General features: G+C 69.3%; 17 protein-coding genes. 7 read left to right on the top strand and 10 right to left on the bottom strand.

The features are described from left to right. Positions 1–94: 94 nt before the first annotated feature. The 3 genes from OV208_RS25785 to OV208_RS25775 form a co-directional block, all read right to left on the bottom strand. Positions 95–1,774 (bottom strand): sigma-54-dependent transcriptional regulator, encoded by a 1,680-nt coding sequence (locus OV208_RS25785; protein WP_267576550.1) that lies wholly within the window; start codon positions 1,772–1,774, stop codon positions 95–97. Between the two features lie 47 nt (positions 1,775–1,821). Further along, entirely contained in the window at positions 1,822–2,775 is a 954-nt protein-coding gene (locus OV208_RS25780) for a GGDEF domain-containing protein (protein ID WP_267576549.1), read from the bottom strand. 120 nt (positions 2,776–2,895) lie between these two features. Further along, positions 2,896–3,174, bottom strand: a complete 279-nt coding sequence (locus OV208_RS25775; RefSeq protein ID WP_120539969.1) for a glutaredoxin family protein — start codon at positions 3,172–3,174, stop codon at positions 2,896–2,898. A gap of 21 nt (positions 3,175–3,195) precedes the next feature. Between OV208_RS25775 and OV208_RS25770 the strand changes: the two genes are divergently transcribed. Next, entirely contained in the window at positions 3,196–4,389 is a 1,194-nt protein-coding gene (locus OV208_RS25770) for a DUF4388 domain-containing protein (RefSeq protein ID WP_267576548.1), read from the top strand. Between the two features lie 6 nt (positions 4,390–4,395). Here OV208_RS25770 and OV208_RS25765 read toward each other — a convergent pair whose 3' ends face one another. Further along, complete coding sequence (locus OV208_RS25765) at positions 4,396–5,616, bottom strand: penicillin-binding transpeptidase domain-containing protein (protein WP_420715050.1); 1,221 nt, start codon at positions 5,614–5,616, stop codon at positions 4,396–4,398. Between the two features lie 651 nt (positions 5,617–6,267). Here OV208_RS25765 and OV208_RS25760 point away from each other — a divergent pair. Together OV208_RS25760 and OV208_RS25755 are read left to right on the top strand one after the other, a co-directional pair. Continuing rightward, positions 6,268–7,134, top strand: coding sequence for an ABC transporter permease (locus tag OV208_RS25760; RefSeq protein ID WP_267576583.1), 867 nt, complete (start codon positions 6,268–6,270; stop codon positions 7,132–7,134). Next, entirely contained in the window at positions 7,131–8,042 is a 912-nt protein-coding gene (locus OV208_RS25755) for an ABC transporter ATP-binding protein (RefSeq protein WP_267576547.1), read from the top strand. Before OV208_RS25760 ends, OV208_RS25755 begins: the two co-directional genes overlap by 4 nt. A 19-nt stretch (positions 8,043–8,061) precedes the next feature. Here the strand turns inward: OV208_RS25755 and OV208_RS25750 are convergent, their stop codons facing one another. Continuing rightward, the gene (locus OV208_RS25750; RefSeq protein ID WP_267576546.1) at positions 8,062–8,292 is read right to left on the bottom strand and encodes a sulfurtransferase TusA family protein; all 231 of its coding nucleotides are present in this window, start codon (positions 8,290–8,292) and stop codon (positions 8,062–8,064) included. A gap of 236 nt (positions 8,293–8,528) precedes the next feature. On the opposite strand from OV208_RS25750, the gene OV208_RS25745 reads away from it, so the two are divergent. Continuing rightward, a complete protein-coding gene (locus OV208_RS25745; RefSeq protein WP_267576545.1) occupies positions 8,529–10,484 on the top strand; it encodes a DsbA family protein in 1,956 nt (651 codons plus the stop codon). Between the two features lie 108 nt (positions 10,485–10,592). Here OV208_RS25745 and OV208_RS25740 read toward each other — a convergent pair whose 3' ends face one another. Both OV208_RS25740 and OV208_RS25735 read right to left on the bottom strand, forming a co-directional pair. Further along, a complete protein-coding gene (locus tag OV208_RS25740) occupies positions 10,593–10,979 on the bottom strand; it encodes a RidA family protein (RefSeq protein WP_120537127.1) in 387 nt (128 codons plus the stop codon). 85 nt (positions 10,980–11,064) lie between these two features. After that, positions 11,065–13,287: a RelA/SpoT family protein gene (locus OV208_RS25735; protein WP_267576544.1), complete on the bottom strand. Its 2,223-nt coding sequence runs from the start codon at positions 13,285–13,287 to the stop codon at positions 11,065–11,067. A gap of 161 nt (positions 13,288–13,448) precedes the next feature. Between OV208_RS25735 and OV208_RS25730 the strand changes: the two genes are divergently transcribed. Then, positions 13,449–14,651: an FHA domain-containing protein gene (locus OV208_RS25730; protein WP_267576543.1), complete on the top strand. Its 1,203-nt coding sequence runs from the start codon at positions 13,449–13,451 to the stop codon at positions 14,649–14,651. Positions 14,652–14,796: 145 nt separating this feature from the next. Here OV208_RS25730 and OV208_RS25725 read toward each other — a convergent pair whose 3' ends face one another. Beyond that, the gene (locus OV208_RS25725; RefSeq protein WP_267576542.1) at positions 14,797–16,497 is read right to left on the bottom strand and encodes a serine/threonine-protein kinase; all 1,701 of its coding nucleotides are present in this window, start codon (positions 16,495–16,497) and stop codon (positions 14,797–14,799) included. 111 nt (positions 16,498–16,608) lie between these two features. Between OV208_RS25725 and OV208_RS25720 the strand changes: the two genes are divergently transcribed. Then, positions 16,609–17,376, top strand: a complete 768-nt coding sequence (locus tag OV208_RS25720) for an FHA domain-containing protein (protein ID WP_120532651.1) — start codon at positions 16,609–16,611, stop codon at positions 17,374–17,376. Between the two features lie 90 nt (positions 17,377–17,466). Here OV208_RS25720 and OV208_RS25715 read toward each other — a convergent pair whose 3' ends face one another. Continuing rightward, positions 17,467–17,829 carry a TraR/DksA family transcriptional regulator gene (locus tag OV208_RS25715; RefSeq protein WP_267576541.1) on the bottom strand — a complete coding sequence of 121 codons (363 nt, stop codon included), beginning with the start codon at positions 17,827–17,829 and terminating at the stop codon, positions 17,467–17,469. Positions 17,830–17,957: 128 nt separating this feature from the next. Between OV208_RS25715 and OV208_RS25710 the strand changes: the two genes are divergently transcribed. Further along, positions 17,958–18,839, top strand: a complete 882-nt coding sequence (locus tag OV208_RS25710; RefSeq protein ID WP_267576540.1) for a DNA integrity scanning protein DisA nucleotide-binding domain protein — start codon at positions 17,958–17,960, stop codon at positions 18,837–18,839. 10 nt (positions 18,840–18,849) lie between these two features. Here OV208_RS25710 and OV208_RS25705 read toward each other — a convergent pair whose 3' ends face one another. Further along, the gene (locus OV208_RS25705) at positions 18,850–19,416 is read right to left on the bottom strand and encodes a PspA/IM30 family protein (RefSeq protein ID WP_267576582.1); all 567 of its coding nucleotides are present in this window, start codon (positions 19,414–19,416) and stop codon (positions 18,850–18,852) included. Positions 19,417–19,466: the final 50 nt, after the last annotated feature.

Below are 19,466 nucleotides of genomic sequence, written 5' to 3'. Positions count from 1 at the left end.
GAGAGCCCCGCAAAGCGGACAGCCCTCCTTCCGTCATCTGGAAGAAGGGCCGTCGTTCATGCATCCCCGCCCGAGGACACGGGCGGGAGCGGCGCTAGAACTCGGCGCTCGCGCGAGGATCGATGATGCCGCACTCCTTGATTTTGTAGAGCAGTGCCTTGTAGCTGATGCGCAGCTTGCCGGCGGCGCGGCGCTTGTTCCACGCGGTGCGCTGGAGCATGGCCAGTATCGCCTCACGCTCAGCGAGCATCGCGGCGCGCTTGCCGATGTCCTTGAGCGACGGCTCCCCGGCCGGAGGTGGCGGAGGCGGCGGCTGGGGCGCGTCGAACGGATTGGGGTAACGCTGGGGTGCCACGGCGTTGAACGGCGAAGCGTCCGACACCAGCGCCACCGGCGCGGGCGTCATCGAGCCGCGCGCGGGCATCTCCAGCACCTGCACGCCCGACGCGTTCGAGGAGACGACCTGGGACGGAGGGGCCGCGAAGACGCGAGCCGCCTCCTCGTAGTGGCGCGAAGGCGAAGGCGGAGGGCTGAAGTCCTCCCCCCCGAAGGACGTGGGCAGCGACGGAGCGCTCGCCGGGGTCCGGCCACCCCCGCGAATCTCGTCCAGCACCAGCGTCGAATCCTTCAGCACGCACAGGCGGCGCACCATGTTCTCCAGCTCGCGCACGTTGCCCGGCCACTCGTAGTCCGTGAAGGCATGGAGCACTTCCGTGGGCAGTTCGGAGACGCCCGCCATGAAGCCCTTGCCGTACTTCTTCAAGAAGTGGTCGGTGAGCGGCACCACGTCCTCGCGGCGCTCGCGAAGGGGCGGCAGGCGGATGGCCACGACGTTGAGGCGGTAGTACAGGTCCTCGCGGAAGTTGCCGAGCGCGATCTCCTTCTCCAGGTCGCGGTTCGTCGCCACCACCACGCGGCTGTCCACGCGAACGCTCTTCTTGCCACCGACGCGGAAGAACTCCTCGTCCTGCAGCACCTGGAGCAGCTTCGCCTGGAGGCGGATGGCCATCTCGCCAATCTCGTCCAGGAAGATGGTGCCCTGGTCCGCCAGCTCGAACTTGCCCGGCTTCTCCGCCGTGGCGCCCGTGAAGGCACCGCGCTCGTGGCCGAACAGCTCGCTCTCCAGCAGCTCGCCCGGCAGCGCCGCGCAGTTCACCTTGATGAAGGGGCGACCATGGCGCTGGCTGCGCGCGTGGATCTCCCGGGCAATCACTTCCTTGCCCGTACCGGACTCACCGAGCAGCAGCACCGGCACGTCCGTGTCCGCGATGCGCTCCACCAGCGCGCGGGCCCGGCGCATGGCTGGCGACGTGGAGATGAGCACGCGAGCCTCGGCCGCGGCCTCCGCCGACGTCAGCATCACGCGGGGCGCGGGCGGCACCGGCGCCGTAATCTGGCGCTCCGGCACGCGGGTCCCCAGGGCACGCGCGAGCACGTCCTGCAGCTCGTCGTTGCCAAAGGGCTTCGCCAGATAGTCGGACGCGCCCATCTTCAGCGCTCGCACCGCGTCGTCCGCGCCGGACAGCGCGCTCAACACGATGACCGGGGCGTTGCCGCCGTTGCCCCGGTAGCGGCGCAGAACCTCCAGGCCGCTCATCTCCGGCATCACCACGTCCAGCAGCACCGCATCGAACGAGCCACCGGAGAGCATCTCCAGCGCCTGGGAGCCGCCCGACGCACACCGCACCTGGTAACCCGAGCTGCCCAACAGCTCGGACAGGAACGTGCGCACCGACTCTTCGTCATCCACCACCAGCACCGCGATCCGATCCATCCCCACGCCTCCGCTCGCCCTGTGCATCAAATCCTCAGTGAACTTCATCAGACCGACAACAGCCGGGCCGGACCGGCCGCCCGCCGAATCTCACGTGTACGCCTCAGGGTCAGCAGTGCCGCGCTCAGCAACTGGGTGGGAGCCCCCACCGTGTCCGGGAAGCTCACCGCCCCCAGCTCCAGCGCCGTGCGCACCACGCGACCCTCCATCTGGAACCGTGCCGCCTCGAACCGGGCCTCCACCCGCGCCAGCACCTCTGGCACCGACTCCGCGGGCGTGCCCGGCAGCAGCATCGCGAACTCGCTGTCCCCCACCCTCGCCACCGCGTCCGCTTCGCGCACCGTCTGCCCCAGCACCACCGCGCTGTAGACGAGCAGCCGCTCCGCCATGGACCTGCCGTGCTCCTTGCGAAGCGCGCTCCAGCCACTCACTTCCGCCGCGACCACGGAGAAGTTGCCTCCGTAGCGCTCCGTCCTCCGGGCCTCCAGGCCGATGAGCGCCAGCAGGAAGGGCCGGTTGTAGAGGCCCGTCACCGGATCATGCAGCGCCAGCGCCGTGCCGGCCTCTTCACCGGCCGCCGCGCGCTCCACCGACTGCTTGAGCCGCATCTGCGCGTGCAGCTTCATGGACAGCTCCGCGCCATCCACCGTGCGCGGCACCACGTCCACGCACTGCCCCTTCTCCACGCAGAAGCGCCAGGCATCCCGGTCGTGCGAATCCACCAGGTACAGCATCGGCACCGTGCCCTTGCCCACCTGCCGCAGGCGCCGCGCCGTCTGCACCGCCGCGTAGTCCGGCGGCTGGGCGGCGAGCAGCACCGCGTCCGGGCGGATCACTTCGAAGAGCGGCACCGCCGCGTCGAAACGCGTGAGCGGAACCACGCGGAAGCCCGCCTCGCCCAGGAGCGCCCGGGTGCGCTCCAGATCCTCCGCCCGAGGCTCCACCAGCAACACCGTAGGAGGCTGCCCCGACTTTCCTGTCCGCTTGCGCTTCAGACCCACCGCCGTGCCCTCCCTTCCAGCAATTTCTGCCCCACCGCCCCTCCCGACCGCCCAGATTTACAGCCCCGTCACTTTTGCGCCCTTCGTATCCCCCCGGATTTCTTGGAGAAGGGCACTTTGTTACCCATCCTGGCCCACGGTTTTAGCAATGGGTGTGCCATTCATCACCTCACGGAGGCGCGCTTCGAGGACCTCCGGATCCACGCGGTATTTGAAGGCGGGGACGCCTTCGATCAGGACCACGGGGATGTCGTAACGCCAGGTCTCGAAGAGCTCCGGGCTCTGGAGGATGTCGGTGACGTAGAGCTCGAAGGGCAGTCGGGCCTGCACCTCCTCCACCACGGCACGCGCCTTCTCACAGAGGGAGCATCGGGGTTTCGAGTAGATATCGACGCGCATGCGTTGCAGGATGGGCGTTCGATGCGCGGCGTGTCTGGTGATTTTTCGACGATGCCCCTCAAGGACCTGGTCGTCCACCTCGGGAATCGCCGGTCCACCGGCACCCTGAACGTGGAGCGGGGAGACGTGCGCAAGCAGCTGCTCTTGCGCGACGGGCACGTCATCACCGCCAGCTCCAACCAGCCGCGCGAATACTTCGGTCAGTTCCTCATCAACATGGGGCACCTGACCGAGGACCAGTTGGAGCGAGCGTTCGCCACCCAGGCGGAGACGCACATCCTGCTGGGGAAGATCCTGATCATGACGGGCTCGGTGACGGAAGCCACCGTGCGCACCACGCTCTCCCACAAGTTCCGGGAGATGCTGCTGGATGCCTTCACCTGGGAGGAAGGCGGCTTCGACTTCCGGGCCACGGACGTCGCCCCGGAGCTGGAGGGCCTGGACGTCAGCGTGGACCTGCTGGACGTGCACCGCGAGGGCGAGTTCCGTGAGACGGCGTGGCAGGCCATCCGCGCGGTGTTCCCCTCCGGCGGGGTACGGCTGGAGGTGGACGAGAGGAAGCTCGCGGACCGCAAGGCCGGCAGCATGGACGACCGCATCGTCCAGCTCGCGCGCGAGGGGCTGAGCATCGACGGCATCGCGCTGGCGCTGCACGCCACCGACTTCTTCCTCTACCAGCGCCTGTACGCGCTCTACCGGCAGGACGCGCTGAGGGTGTCGGACGAAGCGCCCCTGCCCGCCCCGGAGCGCGGCGCGCCCACCGTGGTGGTGGTGGAAGAGGATGACGACGACGAGAACGGGGGCGGCGTCATCGGCTCCGAGTCCTCGTCGGACGAGGTGCTCCAGGCTGCCCAGCTCTTCCTCGACGCGGGCAACCTGCGCGACGGCGAAGCGCTGGCCCGGAGGGCTCACGAAATCTCACCGTCCGAGCACACCCAGAAGCTCCTGCGCGACGCGGAGGCCCGGCTGCTCGCGGAGCTGCGCAAGGCGCTGATGGAGCCCTCGCGCGTGCCGACGCTGCGGGTGTCCGCGCCGCACCTGAAGACGCTGCCCCTGTCATCCCCGGAGCGCTACCTGCTGTCGCGCATCGACGGGAAGCGGGACGTGGCGGCCATCGTGCATGTCTCGCCGTTGCAGGAGCTGGAAGCGCTGAAGTTCTTCCAGGGCTTCGTGGACACGGAGCTCGTGAAGCTCACCCCGCGTCCGCTTTCCTGATCCGCCTCAGTGCTTGCCGGCGGCGCCCGCCGGGGCCGTCACTTCCACGGGCGCGGGGATGCGCTCCAGGGCGAGCCGCAGGGCCTCGCGGCCCAGATAGGAGCCGCGGATGCGCCACTTCGGATCATTGACGATGAGGGCGGCCACGGCCACGCGGGGATTGTCCTTGGGTGCGAAGCCGACGAACCACGAGTAGTCGCGGAAGGGCTCGCGGTCCGCGAGCGTGCCCGTCTTGCCCACGGCGTCCTTCACCTGGAAGCCGCGCTCACGGAACACGGCGCGCGCGGTGCCGTGGGTGACGGTCTCCTCCAGCATGCGCGTGAGGGCGTGCGCGGCGGTGGGCGTGAGCACGGGCTCCGGCTCCGGCAGGGGCATGAAGGGCTCCGGCTCCACCAGCACCGGATCCACCCAGCGGCCCTCGTTGGCGGCCACCGCGGCCAGCAGCGCGCCGTGCAGCGGCGACAGGTACACGTCCCCGAAGCCCGCGCCGGTGTTGGCCAGCGCGAAGCCGTCCTCCGGGATGTACGCCAGCGACACGTCCAGGGGCTGGGCGAAGGGAATCTCGCGGTTGAAGCGCATGCGCGCGGCCATCCGCTTGAGGGCGTCCGCGCTCAGGTGCTTGTTCGTCATCTTGGCGAAGATGACGTTGGCGCTCTTGCCCATGGCCAGCGCCAGCGAATAGCAGGCGCCGTCGCGGTCGGTGTCCGCCAGTTGCCGCTCGGAGAGGCTGCGCTTGCCGCCGTGGAAGCACGACTCGGTCTCCGGCGCGACCCCCGCCTCCAGGAGCGCGCTGCCGGTGACGATCTTGAAGATGCTCGCGGCGGGGAACACCGCGCGGATGGGCAGCCCACGCAGTTCGGGCTTCGCCTCGGAGTGCTCCGCCATCGCCAGGACGCGGCCCGTGGAGGGATCCAGCACCACCGCGGCGCCGTAGGGCACCTGGTAGTTCTGCATGATCTTCGTGAGCGACGCCTGGAGACCTGGGTCGATGGTGAGCACCTGATCCGGCGCGCTCTTGCCCCCCTTCACGACGAGCTTGTTGCCCTCCAGCTTCGCGCGCGCCACCAGGTCCTGGGCCCGGGGCAGGCCCTGCATCTTGCCGAACGGAGGCGCCTTCTCCCGCGAGGGCACTGGCGAAGGAGGAACCATGCCGGGCTCGAAGGAAACGTCGCTCTTCGAGGACAGCGCCTCCGCCAGCGCGCGAGCATCCACCGGACGCGTGTCCAGGCCCTGGCCCGCTGGAGCCGCGGGCACGCCGGGCGTCACGTCCGCCGGGGTGGCCGCGAGGTTCGAGCCAGCGGCCTTCGCGTCCGACGCGCCGGGCGCCTGCACGACGTGAGCACTTGAAGCGCTTGTGTTGGGGGTTCCCGGTGCCTGGCCGGATTTCGCGACCGAAGGCGACCCGGCCTGCGCTCCTGCCTGCCCCGCCTCGGGGGCCCGGGCTACCGGCGCACCGGCGTCTGGAGCCAACCCGGCCGTCGCCGTGGGTGCCGCTGCGCGCTGCTCGGCCTCCACCTTCTCCACGAGGGCACGGGCGCCCACGGGGCCCGCGTCCGTCTCCAGCGCGTTGAGCGCGGCGGCCAGCGACTGGGCATCCGAAGGGGCGACGGCCGCGGAGGGCGCGACGCCAGCGTCCGGGGCCGAGGCGCCCAGCAGCATCGAGAGAGGGAACAGCGGCAGGGCGGCGAGGAAGCGGCGAATCGTCATGCTTCGGGGCTCTCCTTGGGGGGGCAGGGAGCAGGCCGCCGAATCGTAGTCGTTGAGGGCGCGCTGTCCACGGCTTGCTCCCTCGACTGCTTCGTTCGTCTGGGAGAAACCTGGGAAGCTGCCCGGAGGTCCAGTAGGGTCCTGTGCACCTTGGACGGACCTAAAGAGATGATGGTGATCTGGGCCGCGGAGCTGCGCCGGGCGGTGCGCAGTGGCCGCGCGCTCGTGCTGCTCGGGCTCTACAGCATGTTCTCCGCGCTGGTGCTGCTGGTCGTGGGCTTCGTGACCCGCGAGCTGCAGGGCCAGGTGAACGAGAAGCTCATGGAGGTTGGCGCCGACGCGGAGGCCACCGCCCGCGCCGCGGACGAGATGCAGCAGGGCGTGCTGGGCTTCCTCACCAGCAACGACACCGCGATGATGCAGGCGCTGTCGCAGGTGCCCATCGTCGTCCTCATCGTCTTCAAGATCACCCTCTTCTTCCTCCCTGCCTACATCGCGCTGATGGGCTTCGACCAGGTGAGCGGCGAGGTGGGACCGCGCTCCATCCGATACCTCACCGTGCGCGCGCGCCGCTCATCGGTGCTGCTGGGCAAGTTCCTCTCCCAGGCCACGCTGCTGCTGGGGCTGGTGCTGGTCATCGATCTGGCCATCTTCGTCTACGCGCGCATCCTCAACCCGGACTTCGGCTTCGGGGTGCTGGCGACGAACCTCCTGAAGTTCTGGGGCGCGACCATCGTGTTCTCGCTGGCGTACGTGGCCCTCACCACCCTGTGCTCCAGCCTGTTCCGCAGCCCGGCCGTCAGCCTCGTCTTCAACTTCATCCTGCTGTTCGTCTTCTGGCTGATGGACTCCGTGGGACGCGCCGTGGCCGACACCAGCCCCGTGCGCTTCGTGCGCTACCTGTCCCCGTCCTACTACTCGGGCAACCTGCTGCACCCGAAGCTCGTCGAGTTCGCCGGCAGCGGCGCGGCCTACGCCGCCTTCGCGGCCATCTTCCTGGTGGGCGCCTACGGCGTCCTGCGCGCGAGGGACCTGTGAGCGAGCTGGCCATTGAACTGTCGGGCGTGTCCAAGCGCTTCGGCCCCAAGGTCGCCGTCAACGCGGTGAGCCTCCAGGTGCGCCAGGGCGACGTCTTCGGTCTCATCGGGCCCAACGGCGCCGGGAAGACGACGACGTTCTCCATGATGTGCGGCTACCTCTACCCCTCCGAGGGTTCGCTCAAGGTGATGGGCGTGTCGCCCACCACGCCCGGTGCCCTCAAGGGCCGCGTGGGCGCGCTGCCCCAGGACGCGGTGCTGCCGCCGGGCTGGGAGGTGGGCGCGCTGCTCATGTACTGGGCCCGCCTGTCGGACCTGCCCCAGCCGGAGCACGAAGCGCGCGGCGCCCTGGAGAAGGTGGGCCTGATGGAGGCCTGGAAGGTGCAGACCCAGGCGCTCAGCCACGGCATGGCCAAGCGGGCCGCCATGGCCCAGGCCCTCATGGGGCGCCCTCCCCTCGTGCTCCTGGATGAGCCCACCGCCGGCCTGGATCCGCGCATCGCCGCCCAGGTGCGTCAGGTCATCAAGGACATGAAGGGCACGCAGACCGTCGTCGTCTCCAGCCACAACCTCCAGGAGCTGGAGGAGCTGTGCGACGCGGCCGCCATCCTCGACAAGGGGTCGCTCGCGCAGGCCGGCACCATGGCCGAACTCACCGGCCAGGGCGCCGAGTTCCGCGTCCAGATTGCCCGGGGCGACGTCATCATCCCGGAGATCACCTCCCTGCCCGGCGTCATCGGCGCGCGCATGGAAGGCACCGACGTGCTGTGCGTGCGCTTCGATGGCCAGGCCCACAAGGCCGAGGAGGTCATCAGCCGCACCGTGGGCCACCTCATCCAGCACCAGACGTTGATTCTCGGCGTCAGCCGGGGTCGCCGCCTGGAGGACCGCGTCCTCCAACTGCTGTAGGACCGCACCCCACGGACGCTCACCCCACCTTGCGCACCCAGCCCACATAGTGGGTGCCCCGCCGCTCCAGGCGGACGAGTTCGTTGCCGGTCGCCTCGCACCACGCGGGCAGGTCCGCCTCCAGCCCCCGGTCGGTGGACACCAGCTCCACCAGCGTCCCGGGCGGGAGGCGCCGCATCGCCTTCGCGATTTCGAGGATGGGCACCGGGCAGAAGGCCCCGGAGGTATCCACGCGCACACCTGCTTCCATGGGCTCGCATCCTGCCATGGGCCCTGAACGCAGGCGGGCTCGTGATGAGAGGGAATTTTGATCCACCCCGCGTCGTTGTCCGCCCCTTCGGGAGCTTCCGGATAGGCGGACGCAGGCGGTCTTCGCGGCTTGCGTGTCTGGAATTCCCTCTGTTAAGTACGCCGCCCTTTCCCTACCCAGACACCCGCTTGGGCCCCCTCGGAGTCGGACCTATGGCGCAGGAGCATTCCCAACCCATGAAGCCCAATGTCATCGTGGCCCTGTTGGTGGGCCTGGTGCTCGGGTTCGTTGGCGGCCGTGCCGCCAGCGGCTCGAAAGCCACCCCCACCCCCGGCAGCACGCCCACCGTCGCGCAGGCGGCCAAGCCCGGCGCGCGCCAGGTGGACCCCACCGTCTTCAAGGTGCCCATCGACGGCGCCCCGGTGAAGGGCAGCGTCAACGCGCTCGTCACCCTGGTGGAGTTCTCCGACTACGAGTGCCCGTTCTGCAGCCGCGCGCACAACACCGTCGTGCAGCTCCAGAAGGACTACGGCAGCAAGCTGCGCGTGGTGATGCGCCAGAACCCGCTGTCCTTCCACGCGCACGCCAAGCCCGCGGCCCTCGCCGCGCTCGCGGCCGGTGAGCAGGGCAAGTACTGGGACATGCACGACCTGCTCTTCGCCAACCAGAAGAAGCTGGATGGGGAGAGCCTGGAGAAGTACGCCCGGGAGATTGGCCTGGACGTCGCGAAGTGGAAGGAGGACATGACCGCGTCCCGTCTGTCCGACGCCATCGCCAAGGAGCAGGCCCTGGCCTCGCAGCTGGGCGCCAGCGGCACGCCGGCCTTCTTCATCAACGGCCGCTTCCTGTCGGGCGCGCAGCCCATCGACAACTTCAAGAGCCTCATCGACGAGGAGCTCGCCAAGGCCGAAGGCCTGGTGAAGAGCGGCGTCGCCCCCGGTCAGGTCTACGCGCGCACCATCGAGAAGGGCGTCGAGCGCGCCCCGTCGCGTCCCCAGGGCAACGCGGAGCCCGCCGCCGCCGCGAAGAAGGTGGAAGTCCCCGCGAACGCGCCGTCGTTCGGCCCCACCACCGCGAAGGTCACCATCGTGGAGTGGTCCGACTTCGAGTGCCCGTTCTGCAGCCGCGCGGTGCCCACGCTCAACCGCATCAAGGAGACCTACGGCAAGGACGTGCGCGTGGTGTTCCGCCAGCAGCCGCTGCCCATGCACCCGAACGCGAAGATCGCCGCCCAGGCGTCGCTCGCCGCCCACGAGCAGGGCAAGTTCTGGGAGATGCACGACAAGATGTTCGCCAACCAGCGCGCGCTGGATCGCAACTCCCTGGAGAAGTACGCCGAGGAGCTGAAGCTGGACATGGCGAAGTTCAAGTCCGCCCTGGACAGCGGCAAGTTCAACGCGCAGGTGGCGGCGGACTCGGATGCGGGCAGCGCGGTGGGCGCCAACGGCACCCCGGCCTTCTTCATCAACGGCCGCTTCCTGTCGGGCGCGCAGCCCTTCGAGGCCTTCAAGCCCCTCATCGACGATGAGATCGCCAAGGCTGACAAGGCGCTGGCCGCCGGCACCAAGGCGGAGGACCTCTACGCCAAACTGAACCAGGACAACGTGAACGCCGCCCCGGCCGCCCCCGCGGCGCCGTCCGAGCCGGCCGTGCAGAAGGTGGACGTGGGCAACGCGCCGGTGCGCGGTCCCGCCAAGGCCCCGGTGACCATCGTCGCCTGGTCCGACTTCGAGTGCCCGTTCTGCAGCCGCGCGGTGCCGACGCTGGAGCAGGTGGAGAAGGCCTACGAGGGCAAGGTGAAGATCGCCTTCAAGCACCAGCCGCTGCCCTTCCACCAGCACGCCAGGCTCGCCGCGAAGGCCTCCATGGCCGCCCACGAGCAGGGCAAGTTCTGGCAGATGCACGACAAGCTCTTCGCCAACCAGCGCGCGTTGGATCGCGAGTCCCTGGAGAAGTACGCGCAGGAGCTGAAGCTGGACATGGCGAAGTTCAAGTCCGGCCTGGACAGCGACAGGTTCGACGCGCAGATCGACGCGGACATGGCCACCGGCTCCGCCCTGGGCGCGAACGGCACGCCCACGTTCTTCATCAACGGCCGCACCCTCGTGGGCGCCCAGCCCTTCGACGCCTTCAAGCGCGTCATCGACGAGGAGCTGAAGAAGGCCGGCGCGGTCGCGGCGGACGCGAAGTAGTCCACCTCCGCTTCCCCAAAGCCTGAAGCACTGAAGGCCGTCGGCTCCCACAGCGGGAACCGGCGGCCTTCGTGTTTCCAGCGCTTCGCGTCCCTTCAGCCGGGGGCGTCAGGAGACGGCGATGGCGTCAATCTCCACCTTGGAGCCGCGAGGCAGCGCGGACACCTGCACGGTGGCGCGGGCCGGGGGCGCGCCGGTGAAGGCGCGGCCGTACACCTCGTTCACCTTGGCGAAGTCGCCCAGGTCAGTGAGGAAGATGGTGCAGCGCACGACGTGGGAGAAGTCCAGGCCACTGGCGGCGAGCACCGCCTTGAGGTTCTCCATCACGCGCTCGGCCTGCGCGGCGACGTCACCGGGGACGATCTCCATCGTCTTGGGGTCCAGGGGAATCTGCCCGGAAAGGAACGTCAGCTTCCCGGCGTCCACCTGCACGGCCTGGGAGTAAGGGCCAATCGCCTTGGGGGCGTCGTCGGAGTGGATTGCCTTGCGCGCCATGCAGCACACCTCGCGTTGAGGCGGCCCCCGAAAGGACATCAGGGGCCGCGGGTCCGCCGCGCGCTGTAGCACATCCAGGCCGGGCCTAGATTCGCTCGACGGAGTAGACGCCCGTCAAACGCTCGATGGAGCGCATCAGGTCCGTGAGCTGCTTGAGGTCGGAGATGGTGACCTCGAAGGTGTTCACCGCCCGGTCATCGCCGGTGGCCCGGCAGTTCGCCTGGGAGATGTTGACGCTCTTCTTGGAGAACGTGTGGGTGATGTCCGCCAGCAGGCCCGGCCTGTCCGCCGTCAGCACGCGCAGCGTGACGGGCCGCTTGAAGTCGCCCTTCACGTCCCAGGACACGTCCACGCGCCGCTCGGGGTCGGTGGCCAGGGCCTTCTCACACCCCACCGTGTGCACCGTCACGCCCCGCCCCCGGGTGATGAACCCCGCGATGGGGTCCCCGGGAACGGGGTTGCAACAGCGCCCGAAGCGCACCAGCACGTCGTCCACGCCGCCAATCTGGACGCCGCTGCGGCTGTTGCGGCCGACGAGCCGCTTGGCCAGGTCCGTCATGCGGGACAGGCCCGGCAGCATGGACGTGTTGCCCGTCCCGTTGCCGTTGCCATTCCCGTTGCTGGCGTCCGGACGCGGAGGGGGCTCCACCTGCGCCAGCTTGTCCTGCGGCACGATGCGCTGCACCAACTGCTGCGGCGTCACCTTGCCGTAGCCGATGGCCACCAGCAGGTCGTCCTCGACGCGGAAGCCCAGCTCCTCGGCGACCTTCTTGAGCTCGCCGGACTTCATCTGCTTGTTGAAGTTGAGCTGGAAGCGCTTGAACTCGCGCTCCACCAGCTCACGGCCCAGTTGCAGGCTCTTGTCCCGCTGCTGCTGCTTGATGAACCCGCGGATGCGCTGCTGCGCGCGGCTCGTCTTGACGAAGGTGAGCCAGTCCTTGGACGGGTGCGCCTGCGGGCTGGTGAGCACCTCCACCGTGTCGCCGTTCTTCAGCTTGTAGCGCAGGGGAACAATCTTGCCGTTCACCTTGGCGCCCACGCACCGACCGCCCACGTCCGAGTGGATGGCGTACGCGAAGTCCACCGGCGTCGCCCCGCGCGGCAGGCTGCGCACGTCGCCCTTGGGCGTGAAGACGAACACTTCGTCGGTGAAGAGGTCCACCTTCACCGTCTCGAGGAACTCCTTGGGGTCCTTGAGGTCCTGCTGCCACTCCATCAGCTGGCGCAGCCAGGCGAACTTCTCATCGTCCTTGGAGATGGGCGCGCGGCCCTCTTTGTAGGCCCAGTGCGCGGCGATGCCCTCTTCGGCGATCTTGTGCATTTCCGAGGTGCGGATCTGCACCTCCACGCGCTCGCTCAACGGACCAATCACCGTGGTGTGCAGGGACTGGTACATGTTGGGCTTCGGGATGGCGATGAAGTCCTTGAAGCGCCCCGGCACCGGCTTCCACATCTGGTGCACCATGCCCAGCGCCTCGTAGCAGGCGGGCACGGCGGGCGCGATGATGCGGAAGGCGATGATGTCGTGGATCTGATCGAAGTCGATGCCCTGTGACTTGATCTTCTTCCAGATGCTGTAGACGTGCTTGAAGCGGCCGCTGACGTCGCCCTTGAGGCCGCGCTCCTGGAGCTTGGCGCGCATCAGGTCGCACGTGTCCTCGATGTACGCCTCGCGCTCCTTCTTGCGCTTGTTGAGCTGCTCCTCCAGCGCGAAGAACTCCTGGGGCTTCACGTAGCGGAAGGACAGGTCCTCCAGCTCCGTCTTGATCCAGGAGATGCCCAGGCGGTTGGCCAGGGGCGCGTAGATGTCCAGCGTCTCCTGTCCGATGCGGGCCTGCTTCTCTTCGGACATGTGATCCAGCGTCCGCATGTTGTGCGTGCGGTCCGCCAGCTTCACGAGGATGACGCGGATGTCCTGCGCCATCGCGATGATCATCTTGCGGAAGTTCTCCGCCTGCTTCTCCTCCTGGGAGAGCGTCGCGGACGCGGAGAACTTGGACAGCTTCGTCACGCCGTCCACGAGCTGGGCGACTTCCGGCCCGAACAGCTCCGTGAGCTCTTCAGCGGTGGCGAGCGTGTCCTCGATGGTGTCGTGGAGCAGGCCGGTGACGATGGACGCCTCGTCCAGCTTGAGCTCCGCGAGGATGCCCGCCACCTCCAGGGGATGAATCAGGTAGGGCTCACCGGACTTCCGGAGCTGCCCCTGATGGACCTTGGCCGAGTAGACGTACGCCTTCTTGATGATGTCCAGGTCGGGGTCCGGGTGGTACGACGCAACCCGCTGCAGGATGTCGTTCAGGCGAATCATCGAGGCGGAGCAATCGTAACTGCCTCAAACAGCAGGGGCAACGTTCCCCTGGAACATCGTACTTCCTTCACGGGCGTTGGAAGCCTGGAGCGCTGGTTCCGGCAGCCTGCCGGCTTTCATTGACCCGACGTTTCAGGCCCCCCTAGATTGGCCCCAAGACCATGTCTCAGCTCCTGTTGTCCGCGCTCCCGGTGGTCTGCCCGAATTGTGACGGGTACAACCCGCCACGCTCGGCCACCTGTGTGCTCTGCGGCCAGGCGCTGGACGAGGCTGCTGCCGCCCCCCGTCCGACGCCCGTGCCGGCGGTGATGCGGCCGGTGACGCCCCCCCCGGGCCGTCCCGCCGCCGTGGCCAGCTTCCCGCGCCCGGGTGAACCTCCCCCGCCGGCAGCGCCTCCGCTCCATCCCAGCCAGGTGCCTCCCGGGCTCAAGCTCTCGGCGCGCACCCCCCCGCCCACCGCCGCCGCCGGCCTGATGGTGGAGGCCCGCCGCGCGCCACCGCCGGCTCCGGGCGCCCCGCCCCCCCGCGCGGGCTACGGGCCGGCGCTCCCGGCCGCGAACACCCGTCCCCCGCCTCCGGTGCCGGACAGCGCCCTGCCCGGCCGGGGTGCGAACACGGGGACGACCCTGCCGCCCACCGCTCCGGCGACGACGGGCCCGGTGCCCACGGCGCCGGCTCCCACGGGAGGGGCGCCGGTGTCGCGTCCGCCTCCGGTGGCCTCGCGCTTCGGGCTGGCGGTGATCGCCGGGACGACGCGCGGCCAGCGCTACAAGCTTCCGGTGACGGGCTGCGTCGTGGGCCGGCAGCGCGGCGCCATCCTCTTCCCCGACGACGTCTTCGTGTCGCCGCTGCATGCCACCTTCCTGGTGAAGGACGGCGCCCTCTATGTCCGGGATGAGACGAGCGCCTCCGGCGTGTACGTCACCTTCTCCGGCACGGAGCCCCTGGCGCCCCGAGCGCTCTTCAGCGCGGGCCAGCGGTTGTTCCGCTTCACCGGCCGCGTGGAGTCCCCGCCCCCTGTCGCGGGCCGCCCCAACCTGTACGGCTCGCCGGTGCCGCTGGGCCAGGCGCTGTACGGGGTGGAGGAAGTGCACATGGGCGGCAGGGCGGGCCGGGCAGTGGTGACGGCCGCGGCGCTGCTGACCATCGGACAGGCGCACTGCGACCTCGCGTACCCGCATGACGAAGGGCTCGCCGGCCGGCACTGCGAGCTGAGCCCCACCGCGACGGGCGCGATGCTCCGCGACCTGTCCGGCGGCCTGGGCACCTACGTGCGCATCCCGCCGGCCACGGAGCGTCCCCTGCGTCCGGGCGACCGGGTCCGCCTGGGCCAGCACGTGGTGCAGGTCGAAACGCTCGGCTAGACGCAGGTCGCAGCGTCAACCAGCGGTCCCCCCTCGAACCTTCAGGTCGGGGCAAACCGCTCGGCGCAAGCGCTGGGGCCGGGCCTGGATGGACCGGCCCCTCGTTCCAGGCAAGGCACCGCCAGCACCGTGCAGTCCCCAGGTTTCAGGGCGCCGCGGGGCGCGCGATGGGGCTGCCGAGCCGCTTCTCGATGTACTCACGCGCCTTGGAGTCGGGCATGTCCCGCATGTGGCGCTCCCACCAGCCCCGCGCCTCGTCCGTCTGATCGCGCTGCCAGTACAGCTCCCCCAGCTTGAGGGCCAGCTCCGCCTCCGGGTTGAAGCTGAAGGCTTCCTTGTAGCTCGCGGTCGCGCGGCTCAGCTCTCCCGCGAGCACGTCGCGGTCCCCGTCCTGCGTCAGCTTGCGCGCCTTGTCCACGTTGCGCGAGGTGCTCGGAATCTGCCGCAGGTACTCGGGCGGCTGGTTCGGATCCGTGCCGGCGGTGAGCTGCCGGGGCGCATTGGGCGGAGGCAGGTAGGAGTTGCCCTCCGCGCCGCTGCCCGCGCCGATGCCGAAGTAGTAGACGAAGAAGCCCACCGCTCCCAGCACCAGCACCGTGGTGAGCGCCTTGAAGAAGAGGATGAGCCCCTCGCCGCCACCCGACGCGGGCGCGGTGGACACCGAGGTGCGGCCAGCGCGCCGGGCCTCCTCGGGCGCCAGCGTGGCTTCTTCCGACGACACGGGGGTGCGTGAGTCGGGCAGCGCCCGCACGGTGGCTTCCACCGTCACGTCGTTCCAGCCGGTGTTGTTCCGGGCGTCCTGGTTCTGGGCGGCCTGGGACTTGCGCGGAATGGGCGCCAGCACGTTGGCGGCCTGCGGACGGCGGGGCGCGGTGTCGTTCGCACCGCCGCGCCGGCGCTCCTTGTCCACCGCGAGCAGCTCCGCCTTGAACGCCGCGGCGTTGGCCGGACGGTCATCCGGGTCCTTCGATAGGACGCGCAGGATGAGGCGCTCCATCCCCGGGGAGATGCGCGCCTCCGGACGGCGGCGCGAGGGCGGGGGCGGCTCCTCGGTGAGGTGCTTGGTGGCGAAGCCCACGGCCGAGTCGGACTCGAAGGGCAGCAGGCCCGTGATGAGCTGGTAGAGGATGACGCCCACCGCGTAGAGGTCCGAGCGGTAGTCCAGCACCGCGCCGCGCGCCTGCTCCGGCGACATGTACTCGGGCGTGCCGCACACGAAGCCCGCGCGGGTGAGGGCCGGGCCCTCGTCCTGCACGTCGGTGATCTTCGCGATGCCGAAGTCCAGCACCTTCACGAAGTCCGGCTCGTTGCGGCGCTGCTCCACCATGATGTTCTCGGGCTTCAAGTCCCGGTGGATGACGCCCGCGCCGTGCGCGTCCGACAGCGCGTTGAGGATCTGAACGGCGATGCGCACCACGCGCGCCTCGCCCAGCGGCCACTCGCGGCTGAGGATCTGATGCAGATCCTGCCCGGACACGTACTCCATCGCGATGAAGAGCGCGCCGTCGTCCGCCTGACCGAAGTCCAGCACGCTGATGGAGTTGGGGTGGTTGAGCCGGCTGGCGGCCTTCGCCTCACGCTGGAAGCGCGCGACGGTGCGCTCGTCCGACAGCAGCGTGTGGCGCAACACCTTCAGCACCACCACCTTGTCGAGTGCGAGCTGGCGGGCCCGGTACACCTTGCCCATGCCGCCCTCGCCAATGAGGGCTTCGACGCGGTACTTGGAGGCAATCGTCTTGCCGACGTACTCGTCGCCGCCCTCCGCCGCGCGCAACAACGTCGCGCCGCAGGCGGGGCAGTAGCGGGAAGAGTCTTCGGCGTCGGCGCCGCAGGAAGGGCAGTACACGTCAGCGTCCAGTGGGTGGGGTCAGGACTTCACCACGCCCCTCGGGTGCGGAGCAAGCCGTGCGCGCAGGGCCCCCCAACACCGCTCCAGCCTGCTAGAAGAGGGCCTCTCATGGACGCCGTGGACTATTGCCCCCGCTGTGACACCGAGAATTCCCGGGATGCCACCGTATGCCGCGCTTGTGGCTCGGCGCTGCGCTCCGGGACGATGGTGATGGCCGTGGCGCACGTCTCCTCGCGCCCGCAGGTGTCCATCCGCGTCGTGCGGGCGGACGGCGGCCCCGAGTCCCTCGTGCGCATGCAGCGCGACACCCTCACCTGCGGCCAGCAGGCGGACATCGCGCTCAACGACGACCCCTTCATCATGCCCGTGCAGGCCCGCTTCTTCTTCTCCGGCGCCCGGCTGGCCGTGGAGGACGTGGGCGGCGCCAACGGCGTCTTCGTGCGCCTGCGCCAGGAGCGCGAGCTGCCCGCGGGCGGAGAGCTGCGCCTGGGCCGTCAGCGCCTGGTGCTGGAGCCCATCCCCACCGCGGCGCTCGGGCCCGGCGGCACGCAGGTGTGGGGGTCTCCGGATCCCGGCTACCGGCTGCGGCTCATCCAACTGCTGGAGGGCGGCCTGCGCGGCGCGGCCTTCCCGCTCAAGGACGGCGACAACCTGCTGGGTCGTGAGCAGGGCGACATCGCCTTCCCCACGGACGGCTTCGTGTCCGGGCGGCATGCGCTGCTACAGGTAAGAGGGGACCGGCTGATGGTGCGGGACGTGGGCTCGTCCAACGGCACGTTCATCCGGCTCGCCGGGCCGACGTTCGTGGACAACGGCGACCACTTCCTCATCGGTCGCCAGCTGTTGCGCGTGGAAATCCAGGCCGTCGTCGCCTGAAGCGGACGTCCCTCGCGGGTCCTGCGGCGGGAAGGCAAGGCCGCACGGCGCTTCAAGGCCCGTGCGGCCCGGACACTTCACGCTCCGGCGTCAGCCGTAGGACTTCTCCTTCTTCTCCTGCTCTTCCTTGCAGCGGATGCAGAGCGTCGTCACCGGACGCGCATCCAGACGCTTGGGGGAGATCTCCTCCTCGCAGCGCTCGCAGGTGCCGAAGGTGCCGTCATTGACGCGCTCGAGTGCCTTATCGATCTTCTGAATCAGGAACTTCTCACGGTCCCTCAGACGGAAGAGCATGGACTGGGTGTACTCGGAGGCGGCCTGGTCGATTTCATCCGGCAGGTCGTCGGTGTCGAAAGAAGACTCCTCCACCAGGGTCTTCTTCGCGCTCTCGAGCAGGCTCGCCTTGCTGTCCTCGAGCATCTTCTTGTAACGCTTGAGATCTTTCTGGTTCACAGCCTGCGCTCCAGGTGGGGCGGGTAGAGGGGGCTTGGGCCCCTGAAAAAAAGGGCCCGAAAGCTTTATTCATGCAGCTTGCAGTGTCAAGCTGACCTGCTTGAAATCGTGGATGCACGAGGGGCGGCTTGAGCGACAACACGAAGTTCGATCGGGAATTCTTGCGCTCGGCGCTCACCCTGGCCGCCAAGAGCGACGTCGACCACTTCCTCTACATCTGTGACACGCCCATTCCTCCCGAGGACCTGCGGGGTCGTCCTGCCCGCAGGAAGCTCGTGTACGCGGTGACGCTGGAAACGCTGGCGCACGAGCATCAGCGCAAGAAGGTACGCGCACTCGTGATTCCCGCCTACGACTACTCGCGCACCGAGCGCGTGAAGGTAGCGCTCGTGTCCGCGCTTTCCCAGGGAGCTTTCAAGGAAGGCGACCTGGTGTTGTGCATGACGGGAAAGGTGGGTCGGGCACCGGACACGTTGATGCAGATGCGCATCGGCGGATCGCTGGACGACCGGCTGGCCATCGAGGGCGTGAAGCTGGGCGAGGAGTTCAACTCGCAGGTGGTGGACGCGCTCATCCAGTTGGCGCTCCAGATTGGCCAGGAGGGCTTCGAGGGCCACCCCATCGGGACCATCATCACGATTGGCGACCACACGAGCGTCCTGGAGAAGAGCCGACAGCTCACCATCAACCCGTTCCAGGGCCTGTCGGAGGCCGAGCGCAACGTGCTCGACCCGAAGATCCGCGACGCCATCAAGAACTTCTCCGTGCTGGACGGCGCGTTCGTCATCCGCGAGGACGGCGTGGTGCTGTCCGCCGGACGCTACCTGTCCGCCAACGACGACACGGTGAAGATTCCCCTGGGGCTGGGTGCACGGCACGCCGCCGCCGCCGGCATCACCTCCACCACCCACTGCATCGCGCTGGTGGTGAGCCAGACGTCGGGCGCGGTGCGGCTGCTCAAGGGCGGCAACATCGTGCTGGAGCTGCACCAGACGGCGCGTCGCTCCTGAGCCCCCTGCCCTACTCCTTCGCGCGCTCGGGCGCGGGGCCGTGCTCCTCGCGGTAGATGTCCGCCAGGGCGTGCGCCTTCTCCACCTCGTCGCGCGCGGCCTCCAGCGCGAGCACCCGGTCGAAGCGCTCCACCTGCTCGCGCAGCGTGTCGGTGATGACGCTGCCCACGGCCATCCGCGCGGAGGCGCTCTCCCGTTCGATGCGCAGGTCGGCCACACGCTCGCCCAGTTCTCCAGCCGCGGACAGGAGCAGCTCCGAGTCCCGCTCCGCGCGGCGCAGCGATTCGCGCGTGGACTCCAGCAGGCGTTCGGTCTGCACGCGGTCGCGCTCCAGCACGCCCACGCCCTTCGGGTCCCCCCGCTCCTGGGCCGTCTGGCGTCGCCCGGAGATGTCGCCCAGGCGGGCCGTGTAGCGCGTCACCCCACGGGCGAGCTCGCCCTTGAGGGCCAGCAGCGTGGCGGCGGATTTGCGCACCTCGGCCGCCTGGCGCTCCAGGTCCTCGATGAGCCGGTCGAACGTGGCCAACGGATCCACGGCCGCCGGGGGCGTCTTCTTGCGTTTGAGGAAGCCGAACATGGCGCGTGCCCTGGGGCCGAAGCCTACCCGAACGGGCGGCAGAGCAGGCG

The organism is Corallococcus sp. bb12-1, assembly GCF_026626765.1.
GTDB lineage: Bacteria > Myxococcota > Myxococcia > Myxococcales > Myxococcaceae > Corallococcus > Corallococcus terminator.
This window is presented reverse-complemented; position numbering and strand designations above follow the sequence as displayed.